This window comes from Desulfobacula sp. (assembly GCF_030145145.1).
Taxonomy (GTDB): domain Bacteria; phylum Desulfobacterota; class Desulfobacteria; order Desulfobacterales; family Desulfobacteraceae; genus Desulfobacula.
In genome coordinates, this window is sequence record NZ_JAQYWD010000033.1 from 56,006 (window position 1) to 68,950 (window position 12,945).

Annotated in this window: 19 protein-coding genes and 1 tRNA gene; 16 read left to right on the forward strand and 4 right to left on the reverse strand. The window is 42.6% G+C overall.

Annotated elements, in window-relative coordinates; genetic code table 11:
- Both Q1Q15_RS18195 and Q1Q15_RS18200 read left to right on the forward strand, forming a co-directional pair.
- Nucleotides 1–717 (forward strand): ABC transporter ATP-binding protein, encoded by a 717-nt coding sequence (locus Q1Q15_RS18195; RefSeq protein ID WP_300463162.1) that lies wholly within the window; start codon nt 1–3, stop codon nt 715–717.
- A gap of 54 nt (nt 718–771) precedes the next feature.
- On the forward strand, nt 772–1,527 hold the full coding sequence (locus tag Q1Q15_RS18200; RefSeq protein ID WP_300463165.1) for an ABC transporter permease subunit: 756 nt from the start codon (nt 772–774) through the stop codon (nt 1,525–1,527).
- 296 nt (nt 1,528–1,823) lie between these two features.
- Here Q1Q15_RS18200 and Q1Q15_RS18205 read toward each other — a convergent pair whose 3' ends face one another.
- From Q1Q15_RS18205 to Q1Q15_RS18220, 4 genes are all read right to left on the reverse strand, one after another.
- Complete coding sequence (locus tag Q1Q15_RS18205) at nt 1,824–2,123, reverse strand: hypothetical protein (protein WP_300463167.1); 300 nt, start codon at nt 2,121–2,123, stop codon at nt 1,824–1,826.
- Between the two features lie 15 nt (nt 2,124–2,138).
- Nucleotides 2,139–2,486 (reverse strand): helix-turn-helix transcriptional regulator, encoded by a 348-nt coding sequence (locus tag Q1Q15_RS18210; RefSeq protein ID WP_300463169.1) that lies wholly within the window; start codon nt 2,484–2,486, stop codon nt 2,139–2,141.
- Nucleotides 2,487–2,903: 417 nt separating this feature from the next.
- Nucleotides 2,904–3,001: transfer RNA gene (locus Q1Q15_RS18215), tRNA-Sec, on the reverse strand.
- Nucleotides 3,002–3,227: 226 nt separating this feature from the next.
- Nucleotides 3,228–3,581: a hypothetical protein gene (locus Q1Q15_RS18220; RefSeq protein ID WP_300463172.1), complete on the reverse strand. Its 354-nt coding sequence runs from the start codon at nt 3,579–3,581 to the stop codon at nt 3,228–3,230.
- A 138-nt stretch (nt 3,582–3,719) separates the two neighbouring features.
- On the opposite strand from Q1Q15_RS18220, the gene Q1Q15_RS18225 reads away from it, so the two are divergent.
- From Q1Q15_RS18225 to Q1Q15_RS18285, 14 genes are all read left to right on the forward strand, one after another.
- On the forward strand, nt 3,720–3,971 hold the full coding sequence (locus Q1Q15_RS18225; RefSeq protein WP_300463173.1) for a hypothetical protein: 252 nt from the start codon (nt 3,720–3,722) through the stop codon (nt 3,969–3,971).
- Between the two features lie 248 nt (nt 3,972–4,219).
- Nucleotides 4,220–4,507, forward strand: coding sequence for a hypothetical protein (locus tag Q1Q15_RS18230; protein ID WP_300463176.1), 288 nt, complete (start codon nt 4,220–4,222; stop codon nt 4,505–4,507).
- A gap of 165 nt (nt 4,508–4,672) precedes the next feature.
- Nucleotides 4,673–5,278 carry a DUF3786 domain-containing protein gene (locus tag Q1Q15_RS18235; protein WP_300463178.1) on the forward strand — a complete coding sequence of 202 codons (606 nt, stop codon included), beginning with the start codon at nt 4,673–4,675 and terminating at the stop codon, nt 5,276–5,278.
- A 225-nt stretch (nt 5,279–5,503) separates the two neighbouring features.
- Nucleotides 5,504–5,791 carry an integration host factor subunit alpha gene (locus Q1Q15_RS18240; RefSeq protein WP_300463180.1) on the forward strand — a complete coding sequence of 96 codons (288 nt, stop codon included), beginning with the start codon at nt 5,504–5,506 and terminating at the stop codon, nt 5,789–5,791.
- Nucleotides 5,784–6,044, forward strand: coding sequence for a hypothetical protein (locus Q1Q15_RS18245; protein ID WP_300463183.1), 261 nt, complete (start codon nt 5,784–5,786; stop codon nt 6,042–6,044). The genes Q1Q15_RS18240 and Q1Q15_RS18245 overlap by 8 nt, the downstream gene beginning before the upstream one ends.
- Nucleotides 6,044–6,262 carry a DUF3820 family protein gene (locus tag Q1Q15_RS18250; protein WP_300463186.1) on the forward strand — a complete coding sequence of 73 codons (219 nt, stop codon included), beginning with the start codon at nt 6,044–6,046 and terminating at the stop codon, nt 6,260–6,262. Before Q1Q15_RS18245 ends, Q1Q15_RS18250 begins: the two co-directional genes overlap by 1 nt.
- A gap of 95 nt (nt 6,263–6,357) precedes the next feature.
- The gene (locus Q1Q15_RS18255; protein WP_300463188.1) at nt 6,358–6,495 is read left to right on the forward strand and encodes a chlorhexidine efflux transporter; all 138 of its coding nucleotides are present in this window, start codon (nt 6,358–6,360) and stop codon (nt 6,493–6,495) included.
- Between the two features lie 2 nt (nt 6,496–6,497).
- A complete protein-coding gene (locus Q1Q15_RS18260; protein ID WP_300463191.1) occupies nt 6,498–6,731 on the forward strand; it encodes a GNAT family N-acetyltransferase in 234 nt (77 codons plus the stop codon).
- Nucleotides 6,732–6,843: 112 nt separating this feature from the next.
- On the forward strand, nt 6,844–6,990 hold the full coding sequence (locus Q1Q15_RS25540) for a methyltransferase (RefSeq protein WP_363321016.1): 147 nt from the start codon (nt 6,844–6,846) through the stop codon (nt 6,988–6,990).
- Nucleotides 6,991–7,379: 389 nt separating this feature from the next.
- A complete protein-coding gene (locus Q1Q15_RS18265) occupies nt 7,380–9,386 on the forward strand; it encodes a CocE/NonD family hydrolase (RefSeq protein WP_300463194.1) in 2,007 nt (668 codons plus the stop codon).
- 20 nt (nt 9,387–9,406) lie between these two features.
- The gene (locus tag Q1Q15_RS18270; RefSeq protein WP_300463197.1) at nt 9,407–10,708 is read left to right on the forward strand and encodes a hypothetical protein; all 1,302 of its coding nucleotides are present in this window, start codon (nt 9,407–9,409) and stop codon (nt 10,706–10,708) included.
- A 26-nt stretch (nt 10,709–10,734) separates the two neighbouring features.
- Nucleotides 10,735–11,064 (forward strand): hypothetical protein, encoded by a 330-nt coding sequence (locus Q1Q15_RS18275; RefSeq protein ID WP_300463200.1) that lies wholly within the window; start codon nt 10,735–10,737, stop codon nt 11,062–11,064.
- 328 nt (nt 11,065–11,392) lie between these two features.
- A complete protein-coding gene (dmeF, locus tag Q1Q15_RS18280) occupies nt 11,393–12,046 on the forward strand; it encodes a CDF family Co(II)/Ni(II) efflux transporter DmeF (protein WP_300463203.1) in 654 nt (217 codons plus the stop codon).
- Between the two features lie 410 nt (nt 12,047–12,456).
- Nucleotides 12,457–12,900 (forward strand): DUF362 domain-containing protein, encoded by a 444-nt coding sequence (locus Q1Q15_RS18285; RefSeq protein WP_300463206.1) that lies wholly within the window; start codon nt 12,457–12,459, stop codon nt 12,898–12,900.
- Nucleotides 12,901–12,945 lie beyond the last annotated feature (45 nt).

Genomic DNA, 12,945 nt, shown 5'->3' on the forward strand with positions numbered 1-12,945 from the left:
ATGATTGTATTGGATCGGGTTACGAAAAAATTTGGTACGCTAAAAGCGGTCGATGACGTTTCATATCAAATTCATAAAGGAGAATTCTTTGCGTTGCTTGGACCCAATGGCGCCGGGAAAACAACGATTATCAAAATGCTCTTAGGCTTTATTCGACCCACTTCAGGCAGCATCAACATTAATGGGGTCCCCTCTTCTGAAACACGGGTACGGAAAAATATGGGTTATATAGCAGAACGGCATATGATCCCCCCATACCTTTCCGGTTTTGAATATCTGCATCGCCATGCATCGCTAATTGGATTATCCGGGAAAAAAGCACGACTCGAAGTAGAAAGGGTTGTGGAACTCGTATCAATGTCAGGTATAGAAAAGAAAAAGAGTGCTGGCTATTCAAAAGGCATGAAGCAACGGATTGTGATTGCGGGCGCATTAATCGGAACCCCGGATCTGTTGATACTTGACGAACCGGTTTCCGGCTTAGATCCAATGGGTATCAGAGATATCAGAAATATTATTGATAGCCTCAGGCGGTATGAAATAACCATTGTCTTAAATTCTCACTTGTTATCAGAGGTTGAAAAAACATGTGATACGGCAGCGATTATGCATAACGGCAAAATAGTCGCAAAAGATTCAATTGACGCTATAATGGCGCATGGGGAAAGTCTTGAAGATGTATTTGTTAAGCATGTAACCCAAAACACTCAATACTGATAAAATCATATGAAAATGGTTTTCAAAATTGCACGTTATACGATGGTGGACCAGATGAGGGCCAAAAGTTTTTATCTGCTTATCGCTCTGTCAATAGGCCTTCTTTTCTTGATGAGGGGGTGTTATTCGGCAGATTATGTGATCAACGGCCAGCCGGTTGAAAGCATCTGGCATGTTTCCCGGGTTATTTTCCAGGTAATCGTTATGGGAATGCTTCTAATGGTGTCCATGATATCCATGAGGATATTCACCAGGGATCAAAACGATGGTTCAGTGCAGATGTTTCTTTCAAGACCTGTTAATCGCAGGGAATATGTGCTGGGCAGAATCATCGGCACATGGTTAATTTCTTCAGGATTTATGTTGCTGTTACATTTGACCATGGTTTTAATGGTCTGGTCCCATACCGGTGACATTAATTTGGGATATATAGGGGCATCAATTGTTTGTTCAGTGAACCTTCTTTTTATTGTTGCAGCAGTGTGTTTATTTTCTTTGTTCATGCCGGATTTTATCAGCGCCTTGTTTGCCATAGGACTGTTATGTGCAGGATTCGTTTCTGATGGTGGATACCGATTATTAAACAGTGAAATGATCGCAATCTTGATTCCTTCCATCTCTGGGTCATCTCCTGCTACATGGCGTGTTTTTTATCCAAAACTTTTTATGGTGCAGGCCTATGCCGACGCATTAATTTCCCAGAATGATTTTGTTACTCTTGGGCCAGTGCATCCATTAATAAATGTCCTTGCGTATATTGTTCTCCTGATATCGTTAACTGTTTTGGTTTTTAACAAAAAGTCGATTTAACCATTCCAACACCCAATTATAGATCGTATGAATCTGATCCAGATCAACACAGTTGTTTTTAAAACCTTGTCCTCAGTCGCAGTACCGACCTGTTGCTTTTTGACTATTTGTTTTTTTAATCTTTAAACTGGAGTATATTATGGCTGAGCCAAAGGATACTCCGACACCGAAATTAATGATTTCCTGGGAAAAATGGCCACATTTCACTCACCCACAACCGGTTGACAATAGCTGTCATATCTAAGGAAGGTTACAAAAATAAATTGAAATCGGTATTGGTGTTATCGGCGGGTCTTCTACGGGTCCGTAAACAAAGCTTTTAGGTAGGCGTAGACGAAAACGGCATTATCATCGCCACCGCCGGGTTCACCATCACATCCGTGATCAAGCAAAGCTTTTTCAACATTCTTGGCGGCTGTGCTGGTTGTGCATTGTCGATATATCCGCCAATGACCTTCTTCAGGTACTTTGTGGTCTCCATATACCCGATTCTTTATGTTCTCGGTGGTACCACAATACCATGAGGAGTAAGCCCCGCCTTGTTTTTGAATGTGATATAGAATGTCATAGTAAGCGTCTTGCGCTATTGTTTTCATCTTTTAGTTCTCTTTTCATTTTTTAGAGAGTCTGGTCACAAGTTCATCAACGAGTTTGAGGTCTTTCTGGTCAAGTTTACCGAGCTTCGAAACAACATCTTTCAGCACCACCGGCAGTTCTTGTTTTATTGGATCTGATCCGGTGGTGAGCTGGTGACCGAGGTTTAGCATTTCGAGGTAGGTTTTGCCGAAGAAATTAGCAATTCGCTGCCTTCGATGCTCTGAGTAATTAACTCTGGCGCCAAAATAATCGTTAACGCTGCGTGGAGAAACTCCTATGTGCTCAGCAATTTTCACCTGAGTAACGTTACGCTTTTCCAGCAAATGCTTAAACGAAATTTTAAATATTTCAGTTGGTTCCATTTCAGTACCCATAAAATAAGTATTACAGATTAAAACAATACAATACAATACGCTAATAAAAAGTATAAAAATTTATTGAATACATTTTTTAAATGTATAACCTATATAAAAAAGGAGACTTTAGATGAAAGACAGATTACCACGCGGAGCTTTAAAAACATTATAAAACCTAAGGGGTCTCCCCGAAAAACCCTTTTCTGACTACCGGAACAACAGAAGAGATATGCACAAGTCCAGGTCAATAAAACTTGAAAATGATACATTAAAGACAGGTATTTTTTCACGAGAGAAAGCTGGATGTTCCACCCGGAAAAGATCAAAGAAATTTTAATCAACCAGGGATCAGCCAATGCCTAATCGTCAAAGAGTATATAAAACAAAGGAGTCAGCATAAGTGGCTGGATTTTTAAGCGAATGTGGCGGAAGTGCATGGGAATCGAACCCACCCGGGACGGTTCTAGCGCCCCACATCGGATTTGAAGTCCGAGGGCCCCACCAGTGAGCCGCGCACTTCCGCATCAAATTAATCAACATACAGTATACCTGAAGACCCTTGTTTGTCAACCTCTAACAGCGATTATATTTTTTATATATCAAGAAAAAGGGCGGAAATTTTCTTGTCCATATTGGTGTGAATTATGTCGCCCCGGGTAAATCCCGGGTATGGGTTCGGGTTTGATACCCTGTAAGAATACCTCCTAAAAATGGAATCCGGTCCATAAAAAATTTTTATTTTCCAGGTCATAGTCCTGCTGCGGTCTGGAGTGAGTGAATTGCTTCAACCATAATCGAACTGCGATTGGCATCGAGTTTCATTAAGTCTCCAGTGAGGGTAATGGTCCCGGCCGCAAGGATAAAAGGGCCATCACCATCCGGTGGAATAATGGATGCCTGCATGGTAAAGTATGCCCCACCCATATGGGTTATGGCCCCGGTCATCAGCATACTATTGGATGCAGGACCATCATTGTCCATGGTGATGGAGAATCTCCAGGTGGACTCTCCCAGATATTGCACAGATCCCCAACTGGGAGTCCCCAGTAGCATCAACCATAAAATCGTCAGCATGACAACTGTAATTTTTCCCATCTTCATAGTTCTTTCCTTCCTTTCTAATTTTCGTGATTATGACGGATTTAGGAGGGGGTAACTTGTCCTATGAACAGCTGAATGCTTTCCTGGCATGGTTGAATTGGAAAATTTAACCTATAACCTACAATGAAGGAAGAGCATATGCAAAAGTCAGAATCAAAGGCAACTCCCCGGAAGAACCGTACAATCATAGTGGATTTTATTCAAGCTGAATATCAGCTTGACATTGATGATACGTTTTATTTTCGATCTGTACTGGATTCATTTATAGCTTGTCATTCAGAACTTCTCCCATTTGGGCTTCAGCATGATTACCAGATGAAAGATATTTACCTGTCAAAAAAGACATACTCGGTGATCAGGATTGTTATCCTTTTCGACTTTATGATTTGAAGATTTCTACACGTCTGGAATAAATTCAATCCCAATGGTTCATTGCATCATGCTGCAGCATGCTTTTTTTACAATTTCATACAACAATTGAGTAAGGTTAGAACCCGGCATCACTCTCATGCCCGTAGTTGTGCCCATGTCTTTGATAACACGCTGTTTTCGATATCTATGATTTTACTAAAAATAATGCTTTATTCCGTATTCAATCATCAAAAACAAAAGGTTATTTTGAGTGTGGCAAAAAATGTTTGCCTTTTGTCATTGCAGCCATTTTTTTTATCTTCTATATTATTCACATGAAAAAGCGAATTGAATTTTTATTTTACCCCGGTATGGTGGATCTGGATGTCACCGGTCCACTGGATATTTTTCAAGCAGTCAATGAAATATTTTCCGGAAGCGGCAGGGAGAACGAAGGTTATGAAAAGATTTTTTCTGCCTTGATGCCGGGGCCTGTCCCAACCTCTTCCGGTCTGGGGTTGAACGCAGACAATCGACCAGGAAAGGAAGTGACGAACAATTTTGTTGAAGTGTAAACCCAAGAGAAACCTTAATCTGATGCTCTGATTAGGCCGAAGTATATTCAACCCCGGCGGCGTCATGATGAGGGAAACTGCTAAAACGACCATTCACAATGGAGTACGTTTATTCACTTTTACATTCTTCATTGTGTCTGTTTACTATCGATTAAAGGAGCTTGTATGCCCAACTATACCAGTCCGGAACATTTTCATCGCTTGATGGAAGAGTATCCCGATACGATATGTAAAAGAACAGGATGCCGTTATGATGAAAAGAACAAGCGGTTCTCAATGGACGCCTGGACTGTTCAATATGAAGTTGATCCGAGTGGTAAACGCATATATACCAAGAACAATCAGCAACCGCTCCACGAGTTTTTTGAGATATTCCTAATACATTACCTGATTGAAGAAAAAACGATACAACCAACCGGGGAATGGATCTCTGAAAAAGACATGACCGGAGGGGTGACATTTTTTCGAGGTCCGCATGACATACCAACGGATCGTATAGTGGAAAAGTTCGGTAACGATATAGACCGGCTTGGTCTCGAATGCGAGAAATTATCGGGCAGCCGAATCGAGATGGCTGACATGGCTTACCGGTTTGACATTTTTCCAAACATCCATGTGGCACTTTTATACTGGATCGGTGATGAGGATTTTCCTGCTGAAGCGAAAATCCTCTATGACAGTTCCCTGCTGGATGTATTTGCCCTTGACGTAATTTTTGCCCTCGCCATAGCAATTTGCGATAGATTTGCAGACGGGATCTGGACGGAATAATCTTGCCTTTACCGAACCGGTCAAGGCTCATAACAACTCAAGGTTGATCACCCTTGCTCGCTTTGAAAAGGATCACCATAAAATTGGCTAAAAAGGGTGCAGAATTTAAAGTTTTTGTATATGGAAAGTTTGAAAAAATATAGAACTGCGGATTTTTGTCAGTTGACCGGAACAATATCACAGGGTATGTAGTCGGTGAAATTTGCATCTAAGGAGGATTTGAATTTGGCACTGACAAAAGCAGAAATTGTTGAACGAATTGCAGTGAAAAAAAAGTTTAAACCATCTGAAGCAAAAGACACTGTCAAAACTTTTCTTGAAATCATGAAATCAAACTCAACTCTTGCATCAGGTGAAGATCTGATGATCTCGGGCTTTGGAAAATTTCAGGTAAATGAAAAAGCGCCCAGGAAAGGAAGGAACCCCGCAACAGGGAATGATATGATTCTGGAAAAAAAAAGAGTTGTAACATTCAAATGCTCTGGAAAATTGAGGGACCGAATCAATGGATAAAGTTGACCCCAAAATTTATAATCTGCCTCCTCGAACTGTTTTGTTGAAGGATGATAATGATAATTTTATCCTTTTTATCGACAGAAAAAGCCGAATCATCATGAAAGATGCCTCCGTTATCCTTGAGAAAGCAGGAAAAATCAAAAAAATTACCCCAGATGCCACAATCACCTTAGAAACAACAGCCCCAGTATGCAGCAAGTCAACTAAATTTCTGACTGATAATGGCGTTGACGTGATTTTAAAAGAATAATGCAACCCGTCATTCCAGATAAAAAGGTGTTCATCGCTCTTACAACCGCGAAAATGCCTTATGGTAAATACAAGGGATTACGCCTTGTTGATCTTCCAGAGCCATATATTGTTTGGTTTTCACAAAAAGGATTTCCAGAAGGAAAGCTGGGCCAGATGTTACAGATGGTTTATGAAATCAAATTAAATGGTCTGGAATATCTTTTCAAACTGAAATGATATTCAACTTGTTTTATATGGTCATCCAATGGTATGAAAGCGTCCTGACGTATATCGTTTGTGCCGTTAACCTTTAGATTTATAAGGACATGGGTATGAGAACATTGAGAGGAAGGGTCGTTCATGCCCTGGCCTTTGAACTGCTGCTGCTGATATTTACCCCGGTTATAGCATGGGTGTTCGATAAAGGAAAGACCTGGTTGGGCATGACCCCGCGGGTAAACATGTCGTGATAATGTCAGTTGTCGTCCACCCTGACTATCAAGGCAATGGTTACGCTGATCAATTAATGAATCATTTTATTTTAAAAATGAAAAATTTGAAAAAATCAACAATTTATCTCATTTGCCAATTAGGCTTAATCCGGATGTATGAACGCCATGGTTTTGTCCTAATTGGTAAATCAGAATCAAATCATGGCGGATTGGAATGGCATGAAATGTCACTGGCAATAAAAAAAAACACATAAAAACCGTTCCACTGGATTTCGCAAGCAGCTCGAAACCAGCGACTTCAACGTTGGAATAAATAAGTTGCTATAGGAGTCATTAGAACATACCAATCAAGGCGCAACTGAATGCGTGGTTCAAGGTGCTTATCAGTTCAGCCAAAATCCTATGTATGTCGGTGGATCAATGTTTTTCATCGGTATGGGACTCATTGCTGGCAGTGTGTGGATGTTAATTTCATATTTCCCCTTGGGGGTTTACCTTTCATTTTATTTGTAAATTATTAAGTTAACTTGAACCCGAAAGTTTGATATAATCAGTAAGGCTAATATGATTATCGTTCCAGTGCCTTATACCGTGCCCGGTTTCATTTGTTTTTTAATGATGCCGGCCATGCCTCTGCTCGAATCCGATTTCGTCTGCTATAATCAATGGATTTCCTCTTTCATGCGGCAACTATTTGTGAATCTCCTGACGCAAAGGGACGTAACGATTTCAAGAGATCGACGATTAAAAAAATGATTGGAAATTGCCTGGAGATGACAGTTATAAAATGTGAAGCTATTTTTCAGTGAACCTTCAAACATAAGCCGTTGAACGACCTCTTTTAGCATTGTTCTCAGCGATTTATTGATTATACAGGTTTATATTAAATCAGGAGTAAGGCTATGTCAGTGCTCAAGGTTGAAACCATAGAAAACTGTTGGATACCAATGCCTGATGGAAAAAGGCTCGCTGCCAGAATCTGGAGGCCGGAAAATTGTTTTGAAAGGCCTGTTCCGGGAATATTGGAATACATCCCTTACCGGAAGGGAGATTTTACCGCAGTCAGGGATTCGGGATTGCATCCATGGTTCGCCGCCAGGGGCTATGCCTGCGTTCGGGTGGACCTCCGGGGAAGCGGGGATTCGGACGGTGTTTTAACGGATGAATACCTTGAGCAGGAACTTGCGGATGGGGAAACTGTCATCCACTGGATTGCGGATCAACCTTGGTGTGACGGCAATGTGGGCATGATCGGGATCTCTTGGGGCGGTTTTAACGGGCTTCAGATCGCTACGAGAGATGTGCCTCAGCTCAAAGCACTGATAACGGTTTCATCAACGGATGACCGGTATGCAGATGATGTGCATTACATGGGTGGGTGTCTCCTTAGTGACAATCTATCCTGGGCATCAACGATGTTTGCCTATAATTCCTGCCCTCCGGACCCAATGGTTGTCGGTGACCAATGGAAAAAAATGTGGATCGACCGGTTGGGACACAGTGGGCTGTGGCTCCATACCTGGCTTTCTCATCAGACCCGGGATGACTATTGGAAGCATGGCTCTGTGTGTGAGGACTTTTTTGCAATCAGGTGCCCGGTGTATACTGTCAGCGGCTGGTCTGACGGATATTCCAATGCGGTATTCAGGATACTGGAAGGGCTGGATGTCCCCAGAAAAGGACTTATCGGTTCCTGGGGGCACAGGTACCCCCATATCGGTGAACCCGGCCCGGCTATTGGTTTTCTTCAAAAGGCATTGTTATGGTGGGATTGCTGGCTTAAAGGGAAAAAAAATAAGATCATGAAAGAGCCCATGCTCCGTGCCTGGATGCAGGATGGTGTTGACCCGGAATATGATGACGAGGGACGTCCTGGCCGATGGGTGTCTGAATCCTCTTGGCCTTCCCTGGGGATCCGGGATAAAGTGATGCTGCTCAATCCTGGTAGGCTGGATCCTCCGGGCGTCAAGATTACCGGAGAAGGCCTTTCTATTCAATCCCCCCTCAGTGTCGGCCTTTTTGCCGGGAAATGGTGTTCCTACAGTGCATCAACCGATCTGCCGACAGACCAGCGCGAAGAAGACGGGGGCGCCTTGATATTTGATTCCCGGCCCCTTGATGAACCCCTTGAAATCCTTGGATCGCCAATTGCGGAGATACACCTTTCATCCAACAGGCCGGATGCCATGATTGCTGTGAGGCTTTCCGATATTGCTTTTAACGGCAAGGTCACCCGGGTGACATATGGATTGTTGAATCTTGCCCACAGGGAGAGCCATGAATATCCGAAAGCGCTGAAACCCGGACACAGGTATTGCATCCGTGTAAGGTTAAATGAAATCGGCCAAATATTCAGGAAAGGTCATCGGATGAGAGTTGCCGTCTCAACCTCCTACTGGCCACTGGCATGGCCGTCACCCCAACCTGTCAAGCTGACGATTTACTCAGGAAAAAGCAGGATCATTCTTCCTGTTCGAAAACCCAGGTCCGAGGACAGGAATCTGCCCTCCGTAGCTAAACCGGTAAGCGCAGAAACCATTAAAACAAAGCTTTTGACACCAACTCAGCGTAAATGGACCGTGACCCATGACCTTGCCAATAATGAAATTACAGTGGAAATAACCAAAGACGACGGTGCTTTCAGGTTGGAGAACAACCGGCTGGAGGTTCATAAACAGGTAAGGGAACGCTATATCTACAACCATAATATCTATAATTCCGTAAGGGGAGAAGTCAGGGGGATCAGAACGTTCAGGCGAAAAGACTGGTCTGTGAAAACGATAACGAGAACAGTCCTGACCTCCAATGAAACTCATTTTTTCATCCGGGCTGAACTGGATGCCTACGAAGGGGATGTCAGGATTTTCAGCAGAACCTGGGATGAACGAGTATTGAGAAACCATGTTTAGCTCAAAGGAGGACAAGGCTCATGAAGAAAAATATATTTGTTGCCGGGCTGGATGAGTTTAACCTGGAAATTTTGAAACGGATAAAAGATGGGGCTTCCATGGAATTCCATCCGCTTCTTCATTATTCTGAAATCCGTGACAGTGATGAGTACCCGGTGAAAGAACTGATTAAAAAGTGTGAAAAGCGACTCGAACGGTTCAATAATACAATCGATGGGGTAATCGGGTATTTTGACTTTCCCTCTACAGATATAGTTCCGATTATTTGTAAAAAATACAATCTTCCGTCTACGTCCATAGAGAGTGTGATGACAATTGAAAACAAACTCTGGGCCCGGAAGGAGCAGCAGAAGGTTATCAAAGAGCATATCCCCCGGTTTGTTGGGTTTAATCCTGATGACATCCAGTCACCCAAGCAGGTGAACCTCCTGTTCCCTTTCTGGATAAAACCGATCCGCTCGTTTAAATCCTACCTTGCTTTTAAAATTACAGACAAGAAAGCATTCCTGAAGGGGATGGAAGCCCTTAAGCGAGATGTGTGGAAAATCACGAAGCCTTTCCGGACACTGATGGACCATGCTGACATCCCCGAAGATTTCCAGCCGTTTTTAGATTGTTCATGCATTGCAGAAAGCATGGAAATCGGCAATCAGTGCACAGTGGAGGGATATGTTTATGATGACGAGGTCATCTGCTACGGCATCGTCGATTCCATCAGCGAACAGGATCGCTCGTCCTTGATTGCCTATGAATACCCGTCACGCCTCCCGGATTCTGTCCAGGAAAAAATGTTCGATCTTTCAAGGCGGATAATGACCCATCTCAGATACAATAATGCCACTTTCAATATAGAGTATTTTTACAATCCGGAAGAGGGCCGGATCAGCCTGCTTGAAATCAATCCACGATGCTCCCAGTCCCATGCCCATCTCTTTGAGAAAGTGGACGGCACCTCCAACCTGGCTGTCATGGTGGACCTTGCCATGGGTAAGAAACCTGAATTTAAAAAAGGTGGCGGGCCGTTTAACGTTGCCGCCAAGTATATGGTGCGCAGTTATGAAGATGGTATCATTACAAGAGTCCCCGACCGGATGGATATCCGGGAACTTCAACATCGGTTTCCAGGTACTGAAATCAAACTCCATGTGGATTCTGGAACAAGGCTGTCCGGGTTATACAACCAGGACAGCTATACCTATGAACTGATGGACATTTACCTTGGCGGGAATGACTGCCGGGATCTTACAGATAAATATGAAGCGTGTCTCAACATGCTTGGATTCAGCATGGATTTGAGGTTCCGACTGCCAGAGGTCAGATAGCTTCAGTAAATTACAGGGGGGTGACCATGGATGCTTCCAACAATCACCGGGAAGGTGACAGGACAGATCACAGAATGAGGATTCTCTACACAGAGACCGACACCGGCGAATGCATTCCTGGGAGGCTTTTGAACTATAGCGAAAATGGCATTTATTTTGAAAGCCTCCACAGCCTCAAACCCGGGACCGTGATTTCTTTTTTCAGCAGGGGGGGTATTGATCCGAGCCATGAAGTAAAGGAAAGCTGTACAGACTACAGGTCCATGTCCCGGGCAAAGGTTAAGTGGTGCCGGGACATTAAAGACAGGGACTATCCTTATTTTGGTATTGGGGCTGAGTATCTGCGTGAACACTGAACATGACAGACTTTGGTCAACGTCTTTTTTAAACGAAACAAACAACTGACCGCCTATCATGAGAAAGGGAATGACATGTGACAGGTTTTAACTCAGAGGTGAAGATTTCATCACTGATCCGTTGGAGAAAGGTCAAGACGCAAGGATTCAGATCCCGAGGATGGCAGGGGGTTCAATATCATACGAACCGATAAAGGCGAAGTCGTTCACAAAGAACACCATGCCTATCACCTCAAACTGGCTGAAGATATTATCAGCCTGCTCGATCCAAAAGAAGCATCAGGCTTTCTGAAAGCGATAAGAAAAATAAACAGGACTATTTAACATTATGAAACCCAATTGTAATACAATCAAGCCGGCGCTACAATCACAGAAAAAAGAGAAAGTCACATTGGTTGTGGTCATCATAACACTCTTAACAATGTTTGCTGAAATTATTGCAGGCATTGTCAGCGGTTCAATGGCGCTATTATCCGATGGAATTCACATGGGAACACACGCAGTTGCGTTGTTTATCACATTGGCAGCCTATATTTTTGCAAGGAAGCATATGAATGATCCCAAGTATAGCTTTGGTACAGGCAAAGTGGGTGTACTGGGGGGATACACCAATGCCATACTTCTATTAATTGCCGGTGGTGCAATGGCCGTTGAGTCGATAGAACGGATTATCAATCCGGTCAATATCCTTTTTAATCAGGCAATTATTGTTGCCGTGATCGGTTTAATCGTTAACATTGTGTCTGCATTTATTTTGGGATCTGGCGGTTCAGAGCAAAACCACGATCATCATGAATATAGCCATTCACATTCCCATGACCACCATCATGATCACAACCTTAAAGCGGCCTATCTTCATGTTATTACCGATGCCATGACATCTGTACTGGCGATTTTTGCTTTGCTGACAGCTAAGTATTTTGGTTTTACCTGGGCGGATCCTGTTGTTGGAATACTCGGGGCCATTGTGGTGGCAAAATAGGCCATCGGTCTTTTGAAACAAACCAGTAATGTGTTGCTTGACAGAGGAGACTATTCCGAGGAAATAGAATCAATCCGGTCCAAAATTGAATCCAGCACAACAAGTGTTCAGGATCTTCATTTATGGCAAATTTCCGAAAATGAGCGGTCATTGATTCTCAGCCTCGAATCTACAGCGGACACCCCCCCTGAATACTATCATGACCTGGTTAAAACAATTGGCAAATATGAACATATAACTGTCGAAGTAAATAAGATAATTGCATAAAGGAAGCAGGAGTGAATATGATTTGGCTAATCCCACTAGTTTTATCGCATATTAATATTCGAAATACACATATTGGCCAAACGAATTTATGGTAAAGGCAAGTAATGAAAATTTGATCCAAAATATTTGATAAGGAGGCGCATATGTCTGTTGCCCTGATTAAAAGAGAGAATTACGACAATCCGATCAAATCGGCTATTGATCTTTGTAAAGGGTTTAGTGAATTAAAACCTGATCACAATGTGTTGATTAAACCGAATCTTGTAATGGGTGCTGACAGGAAAATCATACCCCCATTTGGAAAAGTTACTACTGCCAGCGCCATTGAAAATTTAATTCAAGCATTGTTAGATCATGGTTGCAGAAAGATTACCATAGGGGAGGGGGCTATTTTAAATCCCGAATTTGGATCAAATACGCATTCTGCCATGAAGTTTTCAGGGATTGATAAGGTAGGGAAAAAATATGGAATCAGATTGGAAGATTTTGAAACTGCAGTATATAAAAAGGTGAAAATTGATGCGCATACATTTTATCACATCTATATGAAATTACCTATGATCACAAATAACGGTTGGGTTCAATAATATCAATCGGTTATTTCCATATTGATGCTATACTTTATCACGTAG